Raw genomic sequence first — 16,484 nt, 5'->3', positions numbered from 1 at the left:
CTATTTTTTATTTGATAATATTTTGGATAATTGTTAATACAACTTCTTTTGCTTTTTCCATACTTTCCAATGTGACGAATTCATATTGTCCATGTAAGTTTTCTGCACCTGTAAATAAATTTGGTGTTGGAATTCCTTTAAAGGTAATAATACATCCATCTGTTCCACCTCTAAACGGTTGGATATCTGGTTCAATCCCACATTGGCGATATGCTTCTTTTGCTACTTCTACTGAAGTCATATCTTCTTTTAACACTTCATACATATTATAGTATTCATCATAAATATGACATTCAATTCTTGGAACATCATAAGATGCATTTTGTTCTTCTACAATTTTAGCAAATGTTTCTTTTCGTTCTTGGAATTTTTCCATTGAATGATCTCGAATAATATATTCTGCTTCTACCATTCCAATATTTCCAGATTGTTTAACAAGCATATAGAAACCTTCATAGCCACTTGTTCTTTCTGGTACTTCTTGTTCTGGTAATTTTGAGAATAGTTTAGCTGCTTCAGCTAGTGCATTTACCATAACATCTTTCGCTTGTCCTGGATGTACACTTGTTCCATTAATTTTTACAACTGCTCTTGCTGCATTAAAAGTTTCATACTCTAACTTTCCTACTACACCACTATCTAATGTATAAGCAAATTGAGCTGGCATTCTTTCTGCTTTAAAGCGATGTGCACCTTTCCCGATTTCTTCATCTGGTCCAAAGGCTACCCAAATGTCTCCATGTGGAATTTCTGGGTTAACTAATAAATCGATGCCTGCTTCTAATATTGAAACTAATCCAGCTTTATCATCTGCACCTAACAGTGTGGTTCCATCTGTTGTGATAAGCGTTTGCCCAATATAATTTTTCAAATTAGGAAACTCTTCTACTCGCATCATCAGTCCTAATTCAGAATTCAACAATACATCTTTTCCATCATAGTCATGATGAACTTGTGGTTGAATATTTTCTGCATTAAAATCTGCAGTGTCGACGTGTGCTACAAATCCAATAGCTGGTGCTGTTTTACCTTCTGGCAAATTACTCGGAATGCAAGCTACTAAATAAGCATCTTCTAAATCTAAAGAAATATTTGAAAAGCCTAATTCCTTTAATTCCTGTTCCAACATTTGTAAAAAATCTAACTGACTCTTTGTTGTCGGAACCTCAGATGAGTTTAAATCACTTCTTGTATTAATCTTTGCATATCGTACAACACGATCTAACATGCTTTCTCGCATTAGTAAGAGTCATCTTCTTTCACTTGATAGAATTCTAATTCCGCAACAGTTTCACGACCAAACATTTCAATCGTTACTTTAACTTTTTGTTTTTCATCATCAATTTCTGTCACTTTACCACTCATACCATCAAAAGCACCTTCAGTAATAATGACATAATCTCCTACTTTAGCGTGTAAATCTACTGGTGCATGAGTTGGTACTCCTAAGCGACCTAATAATGTATCCACTTCTTCCGGTAATAATGGAGATGGTTTAGAACCTGCTCCGTGAGACCCCACAAACCCTGTTACACCTGGAGTGTTACGTACAACATACCATGCTTGGTCAGACATAATCATTTCAACTAATACATAACCTGGGAAAGTTTTGTTAATCGTAACTTTCTCTTTTCCATCTTTTACTTCTACTTCTTCTTCCTCTGGAACAATTACTCTAAAAATATTTTCTTCCATACCCATTGAACTAATACGTAATTCAATATTTGATTTTACTTTGTTTTCATATCCTGAATAAGTATGTAATACATACCATTCTTTTGCTGCATTACTCATCGTAATTCCTCCTATTATTTGTTCATACAAAAAAACCTTCTTACTTGAAGGTTTTTGCTTGTTTTCATTATACCACTATTTTATAACTCTTGCGAATTATTTAATAATTAATTTAAACGCACTTGCAATGGCAAAATCCACTACTGTGAAAAATCCTAATGCAATTAATACTGCCATTACAACTGTTAATGTATATTTATTAACTTCTTTACCAGTTGGCCATGTTACTCTCTTCATTTCTTTAACAACATTTACTAAAAAACGCATTCGAAACCGCTCCTCTCGATTATTTAGTTTCTCGATGTAGTGTTTGTTTATTGCAAAACTTACAGAATTTTTTTAACTCTAAACGTTCGACACGTTTATTTTGCCCTAAAGTAAGTGTGTAGTTTCTTGAACCACATACACTGCATGCCAACGCTGCTTTCTTTTGTGCCATATTTTCACTACTCTCTTTCTTCTACTATATCATATCTATTCAATCATAAAATTCTCAGTGCCAATTGTCAAGCATTAGCGAAAAAATATCACACTAATGACTAATAATACCATTTGCATGACATGAATCATTAACATATTTTTAATCGCTAAGGCAAATGTTGTCCGTTTCTCTTGTTTTTGAATAAAGAGTTGAATATTTTTATACACTGGAATTCCCACTACTAGAGTTCCTATCATTAAAATTGGTGCGATTTTAAATACAACTGCTAACACTATAGCTATAAAACTAATCAGATAAAGTCCTTGATATAATTTTAATGCTGTTGGTTTTCCAATATAATACACTAATGTATAGCGGTGGTTCGTAATATCTGTTTCTAAATCACATAAATTATTACTTAACATAATATTTGCAATCGTACATACTAACGGCAATGAAAGTAGTGCTACCTTAAAGTGATCTAACAACGCTAATCGGATAAATAATATTCCTTCTTCTAGTCCCATCCATGCAAAACTGGCTTCTGGAGAATTTAAGAAAATCACAATCCAAAAAATTCCAAATCCCATGGTAACTCCAGACAATACTTCCCCTAATGGCATTCTTGAAATTGGAATCGGACCAAAAGTATAAAAAATCCCAATCACAAAACAAAGTGCACCGACAAATAATAAAATGATATTCGTACGCACTACTAAAATGATTCCAATAATCGTTGCAACACCAACTAAACTTCCGAAAATCATCGCAGCTTGTTTTACAGTCAAACTAGAAGTTCCAATAATATTTTCTTCTTGTCGATATGTTTCATTTTTCGCTTTAACATAATCCATTAAATTATTCATAACGGTCGTTGCCATATCAAAACATACCATTCCAATAAAGAACAACACCATATTGACAACATTGAAATTTCCAAATGTCCAAATCGAATACAGTAATCCAACTACAAAAGGAATGACACTCGCAATTTTCGTTCTTAACTCCACTAATTCAATGATATCTTTCATATTAATGCGACCCTTCCCATGTATATTGATCATTCGTTAGTTTAAACGCATTTTTAATTGAATTAGAAACATAGATTTTTTTATCTCTTGTCATGAAAACTGCATCCACATCATCTTTTTGATTGACGTACTTCAATCCTGCTTCTACCCCGATTGAGAACATAGAAGTCGACAATGCATCTCCACGAGTAGAACTTGAAACAATAATCGAAACTCCTGCAATATCATTTTCATATGGATATCCCGTTTTTGGATTTAAAATATGATGATAGGTTTTACCGTCTACTTCTAAATAGCGTTCATAAATCCCTGACGTTACGATTGTTTTTTCTTTTTCCAAAATCGTTCCTAAAGTTTTACCACGACTTTCTAACGGATCCTGTAACCCAACATTCCAAGCTACTCCGTCTCGTGCAGGAGAACCACCCATCACGACAATATTTCCACCCAAATCAAGAACAGCTGTTGTCACTCCTTCTTTTTTAAAGAAATTCCATAATTGATCCGCAATAAATCCTTTCGCAATTCCGCCTAAATCTAATAACATTCCTTTTTGAGTTAAATAAACACTTTTTTCTTCATCATTTAAAACGACATTTTTATAATTGACTAAAGGTAGTGCATCATCAATTTCTTTTTGGGATGGTTTTCTAGCATCCGGGAAACCAATTCTCCATAAACTCGTTAAAGGTCCTACCGTAATATCAAAACTACCATCAAATTCTTCACTATATGCTAAACCTTGTTTAATAAGGTCATACACTTCATCACTAACTGCAACCGCATGATCTCCAGCCGCTTCATTAATGGCATCTACTTCAGAACCACTAGCATTTACTGTAATTCTAGCTTCTAAATCTTTCACCATTGCAAAAGCGCGTGTTAATAATTCTTCAGTATTTGGATGATAGACAGATAATGCTACTGCAGTTCCTAATAAAAAATCTGTTTTCTTAACGGGAGACTTAATAATTTCTCTTGGTGTTTTCACGGAAGCTGATGAAACAACTTCTGTATCTTGAACTTTCTTTTGTTGGCAACTCACTAATCCAATTGAACTTAAGGCAAGAGTTGTTACCAACAACCATTTATTGATTTTCATATATCTCTCCTTAAATGTATAAATTCCATTCAAATAGTCTACTAAATTTTTCACAATAACTCAAGTTAAAGTCCTATTTTCCAACCATAAAAAAAACCGAGCCTAAGCCCGGTTCTTACTTTTGTTTAAAATTAGCCTTGAGGTGCTGCCACTTTAATTTCTTTAGTGTCACCTTTTTGAGCTGCTTCAATTAATTTATTTGCATATTCTACAAATGAAGTATGAGCTTGAGTTGCTCCTGATACTACTTCAACATCTGATGGATTTTGTTTTTCTACTAATCCAATGTTGTATGCTTTGAAGTATTCTGCAGGACCTGTACCCATTTTATCTTTCATTTGTTTTTCATAAGCTTCATCTTCTGATTTACGTTTACCATCTTTATTTAAGTTGTCATAGTCAGAAGATTTGATTTTTCCGCCTTCAACTACGATTGTAAACTCTACATGCCAACCACGTTTGTCAGCTTCAGATACTAATTTGTAAGTACCATCTTTTAATTCTCCTGAAGCAGTAGATTTTGCTGCTTGAGTAGTTTTTGCTGAAGAAGTTGTTGAAGAAGTTGATTTAGAACCTCCACCACATGCAGTTAATACAACTACTGATGATAATAAAACAGCTGCTGTTGCTAATGATTTTTTGAATGTCATTTTATTCATCCTTTTCTCTTTAATTTCAGAATTTTATTAAATTCTTTAGGTAACATTATATCATGTTCCTATAACTCATTGCAAATTCTAACAATATCGGTAAAAACTATGTCAAGCACATGTAAAAACATCCTATCTTCATAAAAAAACTCCAACTAACAGTCTTAGTCTCTGTTAATTGGAGTTTATTTTTCGATTACATTGTACGCTCTAACAATTGTTTCGTTAATTGCGTTATCGTTTCCTTCCTATCACTTTCTGGCAAACGATCAATTTGAGATAATGCTTGTTTTGTATATTGCTGTGCTAATTGTTGTGCTTTTTGCAAGCCACCAGAATCATGCACTAATTTTCTTAGTAATACTCTTTCTTGTTCAGAGATTGCTTGTTTTTTCTCCAATAATGGAATGATTTTCTGGGACTCTTTTTCCATTGCATAAATTAATGGCGCTGTATAGACCCCTTGCGCAACATCTTCTAGCACAGGTTTTCCGAACTCTTGAGGCGTTACTTGATAATCTAAAATATCATCTAAAATTTGAAACGCCATTCCAATTTGTTGCCCAATTTTCTTTGCTCTAAGAGCATCATCCATTTGTCCTAATTTTGCTCCCATATAACAGCTAACCATAAATAACTGAGCCGTCTTTCCTTCAATTCGTTTCAAATATTCTTGAAGCCCTAAATCATAGCGATAACGATTTCTCATCTGAGCTAATTCGCCTTCAACTACTCGTGCCATTCCATTTGTTGGAAGTGAAATTCCGTCTAAATCAGACAAATACGCTGAAAGAAGTTGATAACAACTCGTTAAAACAAAATCTCCAGCATAAATCGCCACACGATTTCCATAACGAGAATTCAAAGTCTCTTGACCTCTTCTCATATCTGCTTCATCAATCACATCATCATGGAGTAAGGTTGCTACATGCAATAATTCTAACGCTGCTGCAACAGCTCTCACTTGCTGCTGATTCCCATTTTTACTCCAGTTAGCAAATAACGTCATATAAGCAGGACGAATCATTTTTCCACCTTGCTGCAACATTGTTACAATCGCTTGGTGAATATCTTCATCTTCCATTTCAACACTTTCTATCATTAACTGACGAATGGCTGTTAATTCCTGTTTTAAAAACGGGTATTCATTCCACATTGAATGAACCATTTCCATAATTTTTTCTCCAATCACTATAGACAAAAAGCCGGCAAAGCCGACTTTTATCTTATTTAACGTTCTTGTTTATCTGAACCGAAACCATAAATATGTTTCGAAGTTCCATACCACCATTTACCAGCAGTTTTTTGGAACCATGGGATGAAGTAGTAATCTAAACCAAATGCACGTCCTGATCCATTCATTAAAGCAATTGCTGCTGGGATAAACCACATATTTACCCAGTAGAACATACCTGACAATACAAATGTTGTTACTAATCCAACTGTTACTGCATTAACAATCCATGTTAAGAATCCAGCCATAATTGCTAAACCAATTGCTAATTCTACAAACGACATAATTGTTTGCATTACATGTGCAACTTCAACGTTTGGAATCATGATTTGCATAATTGAAGCAAACCAGTCTGGCATTTTATCTAATACCATCATTGGTTGTTCACCATATGAATAGTTAAATCCAAATGAAGTTGCTACTTCTGCCACTGTTTGAGTTGCTGCACCACTTGCTGCTGCAACTGTTTCAGCTGCTCCACTTGCTGCACTTGTTGGTTCTAATAACCAAGGGAATGGGAATGCTAAGTGAGTTCCGTCAATCCAACTATGTGCACCCCAAAGACCAAAGATTTTCTTCAATCCTTCGATTGTCCACATTCCACCATAGAATAAACGTAATGGTAATGCCCAAAGAACATTTCCGTAACGTGATAAATGCCCACGGAAGATATTACGACGATCTTTAATGTGGAAGAATTCGTGGAATACGTATTGAATTGCATAATATAATGAGAAGATTTCTAAGAAGTATTTGATGTTTACTAAATGTTTCATCAACATTGCAAAGAAACCACTTAAGTGATATTTGCCCATTAAGAAAGCTACACCATAATGAGATCCAATTGAAACCATGAATCCATCATATTTTCCTTTATAAGCAACTTTTGCAGAGTTTTCCACATCTGCAATAATATTTTTCGCTGCTGTATGTCCAGTTTGCTCAGCAGCTTGAACGATTTGTGGAGTTGGACGATTTTCTTTATCAGGTTCTTCGTAGTATGCTAAGTCCCCGATTGCATAAATGTTTTCTTCTCCATCTACTTGCATGAATTCATTTACAACTAAACGGCCTGCACGAGCAGATTTGAATCCGAACACTTCAGACTCAGTATTTGCTTTAACACCAGCTGTCCAGAATAATGAGTAAGTTGGAATGACAGTACCGTCTACTAAACGAATGCTGTTTTCTTTTACTTCTTCAATTCCGTTTCCTTTAATGACTTTAATGCCACGGCTAGTCATGAATTTTTCAGCTTTAGCAGCATCTTTTTCATCTAACATATTTAAAATAGTTGGAACGGCTTCAACGATGTATAGTGAGAATTCACTTTCATCTAAATTATATTGTTTTGCTAATACTGGAATCCAGTCCATGATTTCACCGACTAATTCTACCCCAGTAAATCCAGCACCACATACTGTAAATGTTAATAAAGCACGGCGTTTTGGAGTTACATGCTCTTTAGCTGCACGTTCTACACAACGAATAATGTGTTCACGCATTTTAATGGCATCTTCCATTGACCATAATGTAAATCCGTGTTCTTTCACACCTTGTACACCAAAGTCATTTGCTTCTCCACCCATACCGATTACTAAATAATCATATTGGAAAGATTTGTAAGTTGTTGTAACAACTTTTTTAGTTTTATCTAAGCTAACCACTTTATCCGTTACTAATTGAACATTTTTAGAACGAGCAAATAGTTTTTGTAAATCATATTGAATCGCTTCTGGTTCTACACGACCTCCAGCTACTTCATGTAACTCCGTCATGTATGTTAAATATGGATGTTTATCAATTAAAGTAATTGTAACATCTTTATCTTTTCTGAAATGACGTGATAATTTTTTCGTTGCTGCTACTCCTGCAAATCCTGCACCGATAACAACAATATTTGTTTTCGTCATTAGAAATCCCCTCTCGTTTTGTAATTTTTTCACTTAAGCATTATAGTATAAAATCAACGTTTTGTCTAATTGTTTTTTAACTTTTCCATGTGTCTTTCATAAATTTACATTTCTTGTTTTTCACGATAATTCTTTAATATTTTGACATGATTTAAAGCATAGTTCGCTGAAATCCCAATCGCAATTCCTGCAAAAATCCCCACAATGGACATAGCTGGTAAATACAATAACACAGTCCAAGATTTGGCGATAAAACTTGCAATCACTAATTGACCAAAATTATGTAAAATACCACCCGTCGCACTGACTCCAATTAAACTAACACGTTTTGGCCCTAATTGTTTAATCAGCAACATCCCTAACAAACTAAACGTCGCTCCTGCGCTACTGTACAACAAAGTTGAAAACGTCCCACCTAACAAAGCAGTCAACAATGTTCTCAATAACACGACTAACACCACTTCTTGTAAGGACAATGTATATAAACCAATCACTGTAATAATATTGGCAACTCCTAATTTAGCACCCGGTGCAAAGGCAAAAGGAAAAGGAATCGCTTGTTCTAGTAAACTCAAAATAATTCCTTGAGCTGTTAATAACGAAATAAATAACATTTTTTTCAACGTTAGATTTTGTTTCATTTATCTATCTCCTCTCTTCAAACTCGCCTTATAATTGTACCATAACTCTCAAAAATCTTAAAAAGATATCTGAAAATTGAGCATAAAAACACCTCAAAAGTAGCTTTTACCCTAACTTTTGAGGCTGTATATCATTTATGAACGACGCATTAATAATTTTCTCTTCCATTCCATTACTTTTGGTGCAACATCTTGGAACATTGTAAACCAGAAGCGATTAATCGGTAAATCAAATTCTCCAATATACTCCACTAATGTTGGATCAAAGGATTGTTTGAATTTTGTAATTCCTGTATGATCTTCTGCATTACTTGAAACACCAAACATATCATAGTGGCGAATACCTTTTTCATCATACAGCTGTTGCATAATCCATGTTTGTAAAGCTTTATTCGCATTTAACCCAGCATCATCTGTAATATTAGCTCCATATAAATAATAAGCAGTATCTTTATAGGTAGCTACAAATGCTCCACTTAACACTTTTCCATTTGGATATTCATTACATAAGGAATCTAATTCAATTACTTCTTGTTCATATTTTGCAATATTTTTCAATAAGCTTTCTCTTTGATTCAATAGGTTTGTTCTCTTTTTCTCATTTTGAGTACTTTCAACTTGAGAAGCGATTTTTTCTACTTCGGCTTTAGCTTGGTGAATTCTATTTTCTGTCGATTCTTTTGCAACATGATAATCAATTTTAGCAAAATATAAATCCATCATATCGTGAGCATGTAATGTTTCATAAATCGTTGTTAAATATTCTTTACTTCTTGCAATATATTGATCGCGTTCAGCAGTAATACGATTTAATACTTCATAATCGTCAATATCTTCAATCGTTCCTTTATAACAAACAACTCCACGTTTTTGCGCCATTGTAACTTTATATCTTTCTTTAGAAGAAAAAGTATCTAAAATTCCTTTTCCTTTATCTTCTAATTCAACAATCATCGTCATTCTTGGTTGAATTCCATCAAACCCTAAATCTAGTGGTTGACTCACAAATCCTGCTTCTAACAATAATTGGCGAATCGATTCTTGATTAATTCCATCTTCCACAATTGAAAAGTCATTTAATCGTTCTCTCCACATAATTTCTGGGTCGATTTTCAATCCAAATGCTCGTTTTTGATTTAAATATGCTTTCAAAGTTTTAATGACTTCTTTAAATTGTTCTGCGTTATGATAATCCGTAACAATCCCTCTTGGAGCATACGCTAAATATCTTTTTACTACTGGAAGTACACGATATAAAATCATCGTTGCTGCAACTGGTTCATCTTGGTCATTCATTACAAAAAGAATGTCATTACTCCATTCTCCTCTTGTTTTCACTTCTCCCCATTCCGGAGTTTGAAAAAGAGTACAGTTTCCTTGAGTTTGTAAAAACTCATGATATTCTGCTATAGAATTTCTCATATCTTTAATATACATCTCTAACTTCCTCTCAACTATTGTCACTAAACAGTATGACACTTCTACAATGGATTGTCAAAAAATGTTAGAATAGTAGATTAGAATTCTCTTCCTAAAAATTAACAAGCATCAAAAAAGCCAAGTTTTCGCTCGGCTTCTCTTTCTTCTAAAATAGTTTTAAATATTGATCTAATTCCCATTGTGTGACTTGTGAACGATACGCTGCCCATTCGAATTTCTTCGCTTCTACAAAGTTACTATAGATGTGTCCACCTAATGCGTCTTTTACAACAGTATCAGATTTTAAGCAATCAATCGCTTCTGCTAAGCTACTTGGAAGATCATCGATTCCTACTTCTTTTCTTTCAGCAGTTGACATCGCATAAATATTACGATCCACTGGAGCAGGAACTGGTAATTTTTCACGAATCCCTTCTAAACCAGCACGTAAAATAGCTGCCATTGCTAAATAAGGATTTGCCGCTGGATCCACACTTCTTAATTCAATTCGAGTAGAAAGTCCTCTTGCTTCAGGAATACGAATTAATGGAGAACGGTTTTGAGCTGACCATGCAATATAAACAGGCGCTTCATAACCAGGCACTAAACGTTTATAAGAGTTAACTGTTGGATTACAAATGGCTGTTAATGCTTTCGCATGTTTCATAACACCTGCAATGAAATAACGACAAGTATCGCTTAATTGTTGTTCACCGTTTGGATCATAGAAGGCATTATTTCCTTCTTTATCAAATAATGATAAGTTAAAGTGCATCCCACTACCTGCAATTCCAAATACTGGTTTTGGCATGAAGGTTGCATGCAATCCATGTTTGCGAGCAATTGTTTTAACCACTAATTTGAAAGTTTGAATATTATCACACGCCGCTACTGCAGAAGCATATTTCCAGTCAATTTCGTGTTGCCCTGGTGCTACTTCATGGTGACTTGCTTCAATATCGAATCCAATTTTTTCTAATTCTAGTACGATTTCACGACGACACTCTTCCCCTAAATCGACTGGAGCTAAATCGAAGTAACTTCCTTGGTCATTTCCTTCAAGCGTTGGTTCTCCATTTTCATCTAATTTGAATAAGAAGAATTCTGGTTCTGGTCCTAAATTAAAATGAGAAAATCCTAACTCTTCCATTTCATGTAAAATTCGTTTTAAGTTTGAACGAGGATCTCCAGCAAATGGAGTTCCATCTGGTTTATATACATCACAAATTAAGCGAGCGATTGTTCCATGTTTACTACTCCAAGGGAATACCACCCATGTATCCAAATCTGGATATAAATACATATCACTTTCTTCAATACGTACAAATCCTTCAATAGATGAGCCATCGAACATCATTTTGTTTGATAATACTTTTTTCAATTGAGTAATCGGTACTTCTACGTTTTTAATCGTTCCTAAAATATCTGTAAAAATCAAACGTAAATAACGAACGTCCATTTCCTCTACTTGTCTTAAAATTTCTTCTTGTGTGATTGCCATCTTTCTCCACCCCTATAATAATTTCTCTTGTCCAGATAATCTTCCAATATGCATAATTTCGTTATATAAAATTCGTCGAACATCTTCATCCGTTAATCCATCACTTATCGTTGATTTTTCTAACGGATTTTTCTTTTCATTCGAATAAATTTTTTGAATCGCAACAATGGTTAATCCATCCGCCAAGTAGTCTTTGATTTCTAATAATCGATCTACATCATTTAACGAATACATTCTGCGATTAGTGTCTGAACGTTCCGGTGTAATTAAACGTTGTTCTTCATAGTAACGAATTTGTCTTGCTGTTAAATCCGTTAATTTCATGACTGTTCCTATTGGAAACACTGCTAAAGAACGTCGTAATTCTTTTTCTCCCATTCTCAAACACCTCTCTTATTCTATATGATAGCTGTATTGTAAAAATAACTGACATAAAAGTCAAGGATTCTCTTACTTCTTATGTTATATTTTCTAACATGAATTTCTTTCCAACAAAAAAGGCCAGGTTTCCCCAGCCTTTCCATTTTCTTATTAATTTTCAGTTCCCCAAACTTCTTCGGCAACTTCTTTAATTAACGCCAATTTTGCCCATTGTTGTTCTTCTGTTAAAATATTTCCTTCTTCAGTTGATGCAAATCCACATTGAGTACTTAATGATAATTTGTCTAATGGAACATATTGACTCGCTTCTTTAATACGAGAAATTAGCTCTTCCTTGCTTTCTAGTTCTCCAAATTTAGAAGTGACTAATCCTAACACGACTTTTTTATCACCAGAAACTTTTGCTAATGGAGTAAAGTCTCCTGCACGATCTGTATCAAATTCTAAGTAATAAGCATTTACTTCTTCTTCTCCAAATAATTCATCAGAAATAGATGCATAACCGCCACTTGCAGCCCAAGTAGAATGGAAGTTTCCACGACATACGTGAGTATTTACAACTAATCCTTCTGGAACATTTTTATAAACGGCATTATTTAAACGTAAAAATGTTGCTGCTAATTCACGTCTTACTTCTTCTTTATCACGACCTTGTCCCCAAAGTGTTAAGAAGTTATCATCCACTAAAATACCCCATGTACAATCATCAACTTGTAATGTACGTAATCCTTCATCAAATAATTGTTGAATCACTTCTAAGTATGCTTTTGAAATATCTTCAACCACATCATCAAAGTTTGAATATACACTATTTAATTGTTCCACATGTTCTTCATCACGAATTAATTCAAAATATAATTGAGATGGTGATGGAATTGTAATACGAGCTTCAACTTCATCATTATCTGCTACTAAATCTCTTAAAAATGTATAGTGAGCTACGAATGGATGATTACGTCCATGAATCGTTCCTACTACAGTTGCTGAGTCCGGTTTTGTAACTTCATCATGGAACTGGTATCCTGTTTTAGCTTGAACTCGTTTAATTCCTCCTAATCCCCAGAAAAAATCTAAATGCCAATAAGCACGACGGAATTCTCCGTCAGTAATTCCTTTATATCCAGCTTCGATTTCTTTTTTTACTAAATCACGAATTGCTGCATCTTCAAAGTTTTTTAATTCTTGGTAACTAAAGTTTCCTTTTTCATACTCTTGGCGAGCTTGTTTTAAATTTTCAGGTCTTAAGAAACTTCCTACTGTATCAAATCTAAATGGTGCGTGTTTTGTCATATGTATTACCTCTCTTCTCTAACTAACGTAATTACATTGTAACTGACTACCTCGTTATTGTCACATACTAATTTACTATATTTAAACATAGTTTAAAACTATATGCATCGACAAAAAAACTCTTATAGAAATCATATTCTATAAGAGTACTATAGCGTATTATAATATTTTTAATGACTTATTTAGTTTTGTAAATTTTTGGATATTTCAATAATAAAACCGCAACAACAATCGTTACAAATAAAGTTTGTAATCCAGCAATTCCATTCACTGTGAATGAATACTAATATGGAGATACTCCTTCTGGAGCATATTTACCCCAAAATAAAAATCCAGCTACAAAATGCCAGAAATAACGAATACCCACACCAACGAATGATGAAATGATAATATAAACAATCGTTAACGCTTGTTTTTCATTACGAATAGCTGATTGGAATTGATGATGAAGTAATCCAGCAAATCCCATCACTCCAAACGCAACAATATATTCTAACAATACTTGAGAGAATGATAAGTACACAACTTTTCCAAGCACAAAATGTAAGATTCCCCACACTAGACCTGAAAATAACGCTGGATACAATCCTCTACGCAATGCAAATACTACTAAAACAATCGCACCAAACGATGGAGAAAACCATCCCATAAAATGAGGAATAAATGATAACGCCATCGCTAAAGCTGCAACAATTGCTCCCTCCACCCATGCAATTCTTTTTACAGACATAAAAAAGCCTCCTTGTTTTTTTACAAAGAGACCCAGTTGCAGACAATTATTCATACAATCCCTACGCACGCATTAACGTAACAGGTTCTAAGAGTTTGTAAACACATCTCAGCCAATGGCGCCTCTTTGTATCTTTTTTTGAAATATGAATCTAGTATACGCCCTTATAAAGAGAGTTTCAACACTTATTTCTTCATAAACAGTCTATTTTCTTGAAATTTCCTTAATTTTTATTTGTGGTATTAATGCTTCAATCAACTCTCTTTTTGCAATTCCTACAGAAAATGCAGTGGCACTCCCCGATGCTGCCCCTTGTTTAAGGCTCTCTTCAAAATCACTTGTTTCTATATATTTCGCCATAAAACCTGCTAACATCGAATCTCCAGCACCAACAGAATTAATCAATGTCCCTTTTGGAGTATTTGAGGTCAATACTTGTCCTGTTTCACTAACTAGAAATGCTCCTTCACCTCCACAAGAAATCAGAACATTACGTGCTCCTTTTTCTTGTAATTTAAACGCATAGGCTATCATTTCTTCTGGCGTTTCAATTTTTACTCCAAATAATTCTTCTAATTCATGATGGTTCGGCTTAATAATAAACGGTTGATAAGGTAAACAAACTAACAATGAATCTTTTGTTGTATCAAGCACTAACTTTACCCCTCTTGCATGACAAAGTTTTGCAATTTCAACATAAGACGTCTCATCTAATCCTGGAGCAGCATTTCCTGCTAAAAATACAATATCTCCTTCTTTTAAAACATCTTTGAAATAATTCATTAATTGTTGGAACTTTTCTTTCCCCACAGTAGGACCGGCTGCATTGATTTCGGTTTCTACTTCACCTTTTACTTTGACATTAATTCTTGTCGTACCTTCTACATCAATAAACCGTGGGTTAATTCCTTCATTTTCTAGAAAATCCTTAATATACTTCCCAGAAAATCCTCCAAGGAATCCTGTAGCGATATTATCGATTCCAAATTGTTTTAAGATAACCGACATATTAATCCCTTTACCACCTGCCACATATTCCTCACCTTTCGAACGATTCAAAGTTCCTATTTGACAATTCGGTACTTGGATCACTAAATCCACTGCAGGATTAAACGTAATGGTATAAATCATATTCTCACCCACTTTCAATGTAAAAAATAGGGCTAGCAAAATGCTAGCCCTCTAAAAACATCCTAAAATGTAATTATTTTTTTAAGTTGTAGAATGCTGAAAGACCTTGGTAAACAGCTAAGTCACCTAATTGATCTTCAATACGTAATAATTGGTTGTATTTAGCAATACGGTCTGTACGGCTTAATGAACCAGTTTTGATTTGTCCAGCATTTGTAGCAACTGCGATATCAGCAATTGTTGAATCTTCAGTTTCACCTGAACGGTGTGATACTACTGCAGTATATCCAGCTTTTTGAGCCATTTCAATTGCGTTGAATGTTTCAGTTAAAGTACCGATTTGGTTAACTTTGATTAAGATTGAGTTTGCAACGCCTTGTGCAATACCACGAGATAAGATTTCAGTGTTAGTTACGAATAAATCGTCACCTACTAATTGAACTTTACCGCCTAAGCGTTCAGTTAATAATTTCCATCCATCCCAGTCGTTTTCGTCACATCCGTCTTCGATTGTGATGATTGGGTATTTTTCAACTAATTCAGCTAAGTATTCTACTTGTTCAGCAGGAGTACGTTTAGCACCTTTTTCGCCTTCGAAGATTGTGTAGTCATATACGCCATCTTTGAAGAATTCTGATGAAGCACAGTCAAATCCTAAGAATACATCTTTACCTGGTTCTAAACCAACTTTTTTAATAGCAGCTAAGATTGTTTCTACAGCATCTTCAGTACCTTCAAATGTTGGAGCGAAACCACCTTCGTCACCTACAGCAGTTACTAAACCACGGTCGTGTAAAATAGCTTTTAATGCATGGAATACTTCAGCACCCCAACGTAAAGCTTCTTTGAATGTTGGCGCACCAACTGGTAAAATCATGAACTCTTGGAATGCGATTGGAGCATCTGAGTGAGATCCACCGTTAACGATGTTCATCATTGGTGTTGGTAATACTTTAGTGTTGAATCCACCTAAGTATTGGTATAATGGTTGATCTAAGTAATCAGCAGCAGCACGAGCAACAGCGATAGATACGCCTAAAATTGCGTTAGCTCCTAATTTACCTTTGTTTGGAGTTCCATCTAATTCGATCATTAATTTGTCGATCGCCATTTGTTCGCGAACGTCAAAACCGATGATTGCTTCAGCAATAATGTTGTTTACATTATCAACAGCTTTTTGAACTCCTTTTCCTAAGTAACGAGATTTGTCGCCATCACGTAATTCAACTGCTTCGTATTCACCAGT

Annotated in this window: 16 protein-coding genes, 1 pseudogene and 1 riboswitch; all 17 genes and pseudogenes read right to left on the bottom strand. The window is 34.4% G+C overall.

What is annotated here, in order from left to right:
- Positions 1–7 precede the first annotated feature (7 nt).
- Positions 8–1,240 (bottom strand): peptidase T, encoded by a 1,233-nt coding sequence (pepT, locus tag RYK07_RS06900; RefSeq protein WP_314853113.1) that lies wholly within the window; start codon positions 1,238–1,240, stop codon positions 8–10.
- Positions 1,240–1,794 (bottom strand): transcription termination/antitermination protein NusG, encoded by a 555-nt coding sequence (nusG, locus tag RYK07_RS06895; protein WP_314853111.1) that lies wholly within the window; start codon positions 1,792–1,794, stop codon positions 1,240–1,242. The genes pepT and nusG overlap by 1 nt, the downstream gene beginning before the upstream one ends.
- 96 nt (positions 1,795–1,890) lie before the next feature.
- Positions 1,891–2,061, bottom strand: a complete 171-nt coding sequence (secE, locus tag RYK07_RS06890; RefSeq protein ID WP_314349533.1) for a preprotein translocase subunit SecE — start codon at positions 2,059–2,061, stop codon at positions 1,891–1,893.
- A gap of 19 nt (positions 2,062–2,080) precedes the next feature.
- Positions 2,081–2,233 (bottom strand): 50S ribosomal protein L33, encoded by a 153-nt coding sequence (gene rpmG, locus RYK07_RS06885; protein WP_006703972.1) that lies wholly within the window; start codon positions 2,231–2,233, stop codon positions 2,081–2,083.
- 74 nt (positions 2,234–2,307) lie between these two features.
- Positions 2,308–3,246, bottom strand: a complete 939-nt coding sequence (locus RYK07_RS06880; protein WP_314853109.1) for a 1,4-dihydroxy-2-naphthoate polyprenyltransferase — start codon at positions 3,244–3,246, stop codon at positions 2,308–2,310.
- Between the two features lies 1 nt (position 3,247).
- Complete coding sequence (locus RYK07_RS06875) at positions 3,248–4,348, bottom strand: FAD:protein FMN transferase (protein WP_399546516.1); 1,101 nt, start codon at positions 4,346–4,348, stop codon at positions 3,248–3,250.
- Between the two features lie 131 nt (positions 4,349–4,479).
- Positions 4,480–4,998 carry an FMN-binding protein gene (locus tag RYK07_RS06870; RefSeq protein WP_314853107.1) on the bottom strand — a complete coding sequence of 173 codons (519 nt, stop codon included), beginning with the start codon at positions 4,996–4,998 and terminating at the stop codon, positions 4,480–4,482.
- A 196-nt stretch (positions 4,999–5,194) separates the two neighbouring features.
- A complete protein-coding gene (locus RYK07_RS06865) occupies positions 5,195–6,172 on the bottom strand; it encodes a polyprenyl synthetase family protein (protein ID WP_314853106.1) in 978 nt (325 codons plus the stop codon).
- A gap of 56 nt (positions 6,173–6,228) precedes the next feature.
- Positions 6,229–8,145 (bottom strand): NAD(P)/FAD-dependent oxidoreductase, encoded by a 1,917-nt coding sequence (locus tag RYK07_RS06860; RefSeq protein WP_314853104.1) that lies wholly within the window; start codon positions 8,143–8,145, stop codon positions 6,229–6,231.
- 104 nt (positions 8,146–8,249) lie between these two features.
- Positions 8,250–8,786, bottom strand: coding sequence for a Gx transporter family protein (locus RYK07_RS06855; RefSeq protein WP_314853103.1), 537 nt, complete (start codon positions 8,784–8,786; stop codon positions 8,250–8,252).
- A 135-nt stretch (positions 8,787–8,921) separates the two neighbouring features.
- Positions 8,922–10,223: a peptidoglycan bridge formation glycyltransferase FemA/FemB family protein gene (locus RYK07_RS06850; protein WP_314853102.1), complete on the bottom strand. Its 1,302-nt coding sequence runs from the start codon at positions 10,221–10,223 to the stop codon at positions 8,922–8,924.
- A 148-nt stretch (positions 10,224–10,371) separates the two neighbouring features.
- On the bottom strand, positions 10,372–11,706 hold the full coding sequence (glnA, locus tag RYK07_RS06845; RefSeq protein ID WP_314853100.1) for a type I glutamate--ammonia ligase: 1,335 nt from the start codon (positions 11,704–11,706) through the stop codon (positions 10,372–10,374).
- 12 nt (positions 11,707–11,718) lie between these two features.
- Complete coding sequence (locus RYK07_RS06840) at positions 11,719–12,084, bottom strand: MerR family transcriptional regulator (protein WP_314853098.1); 366 nt, start codon at positions 12,082–12,084, stop codon at positions 11,719–11,721.
- A 153-nt stretch (positions 12,085–12,237) separates the two neighbouring features.
- Complete coding sequence (locus RYK07_RS06835) at positions 12,238–13,377, bottom strand: 5-methyltetrahydropteroyltriglutamate--homocysteine S-methyltransferase (RefSeq protein ID WP_314853097.1); 1,140 nt, start codon at positions 13,375–13,377, stop codon at positions 12,238–12,240.
- Between the two features lie 178 nt (positions 13,378–13,555).
- Positions 13,556–14,107: pseudogene (gene thiT / locus RYK07_RS06830) on the bottom strand (energy-coupled thiamine transporter ThiT).
- A gap of 41 nt (positions 14,108–14,148) precedes the next feature.
- Positions 14,149–14,243: riboswitch (TPP riboswitch) on the bottom strand.
- A 68-nt stretch (positions 14,244–14,311) separates the two neighbouring features.
- Positions 14,312–15,238 carry a 1-phosphofructokinase gene (gene pfkB, locus RYK07_RS06825; RefSeq protein WP_314853094.1) on the bottom strand — a complete coding sequence of 309 codons (927 nt, stop codon included), beginning with the start codon at positions 15,236–15,238 and terminating at the stop codon, positions 14,312–14,314.
- Positions 15,239–15,311: 73 nt separating this feature from the next.
- The coding region (gene eno / locus RYK07_RS06820; RefSeq protein WP_314853092.1) for a phosphopyruvate hydratase at positions 15,312–16,484 on the bottom strand (1,173 nt) is incomplete at its 5' end.

Source organism: uncultured Granulicatella sp. (assembly GCF_963528315.1).
Lineage (GTDB): Bacteria > Bacillota > Bacilli > Lactobacillales > Aerococcaceae > Granulicatella.
This window is presented reverse-complemented; position numbering and strand designations above follow the sequence as displayed.

What these genes read in the sequence shown, in the direction of transcription:
- RYK07_RS06855 (WP_314853103.1), bottom strand. Translation starts at nt 8,786, where the DNA reads ATGAAACAAAATCTAACGTTGAAAAAAATGTTATTTATTTCGTTATTA.
- RYK07_RS06840 (WP_314853098.1), bottom strand. Translation starts at nt 12,084, where the DNA reads ATGGGAGAAAAAGAATTACGACGTTCTTTAGCAGTGTTTCCAATAGGA.
- RYK07_RS06880 (WP_314853109.1), bottom strand. Translation starts at nt 3,246, where the DNA reads ATGAAAGATATCATTGAATTAGTGGAGTTAAGAACGAAAATTGCGAGT.
- RYK07_RS06850 (WP_314853102.1), bottom strand. Translation starts at nt 10,223, where the DNA reads ATGTATATTAAAGATATGAGAAATTCTATAGCAGAATATCATGAGTTT.
- RYK07_RS06875 (WP_399546516.1), bottom strand. Translation starts at nt 4,348, where the DNA reads ATGAAAATCAATAAATGGTTGTTGGTAACAACTCTTGCCTTAAGTTCA.
- RYK07_RS06835 (WP_314853097.1), bottom strand. Translation starts at nt 13,377, where the DNA reads ATGACAAAACACGCACCATTTAGATTTGATACAGTAGGAAGTTTCTTA.
- glnA (WP_314853100.1), bottom strand. Translation starts at nt 11,706, where the DNA reads ATGGCAATCACACAAGAAGAAATTTTAAGACAAGTAGAGGAAATGGAC.
- rpmG (WP_006703972.1), bottom strand. Translation starts at nt 2,233, where the DNA reads ATGGCACAAAAGAAAGCAGCGTTGGCATGCAGTGTATGTGGTTCAAGA.
- RYK07_RS06865 (WP_314853106.1), bottom strand. Translation starts at nt 6,172, where the DNA reads ATGGAAATGGTTCATTCAATGTGGAATGAATACCCGTTTTTAAAACAG.
- RYK07_RS06870 (WP_314853107.1), bottom strand. Translation starts at nt 4,998, where the DNA reads ATGACATTCAAAAAATCATTAGCAACAGCAGCTGTTTTATTATCATCA.
- pepT (WP_314853113.1), bottom strand. Translation starts at nt 1,240, where the DNA reads ATGCGAGAAAGCATGTTAGATCGTGTTGTACGATATGCAAAGATTAAT.
- pfkB (WP_314853094.1), bottom strand. Translation starts at nt 15,238, where the DNA reads ATGATTTATACCATTACGTTTAATCCTGCAGTGGATTTAGTGATCCAA.
- RYK07_RS06860 (WP_314853104.1), bottom strand. Translation starts at nt 8,145, where the DNA reads ATGACGAAAACAAATATTGTTGTTATCGGTGCAGGATTTGCAGGAGTA.
- secE (WP_314349533.1), bottom strand. Translation starts at nt 2,061, where the DNA reads ATGCGTTTTTTAGTAAATGTTGTTAAAGAAATGAAGAGAGTAACATGG.
- nusG (WP_314853111.1), bottom strand. Translation starts at nt 1,794, where the DNA reads ATGAGTAATGCAGCAAAAGAATGGTATGTATTACATACTTATTCAGGA.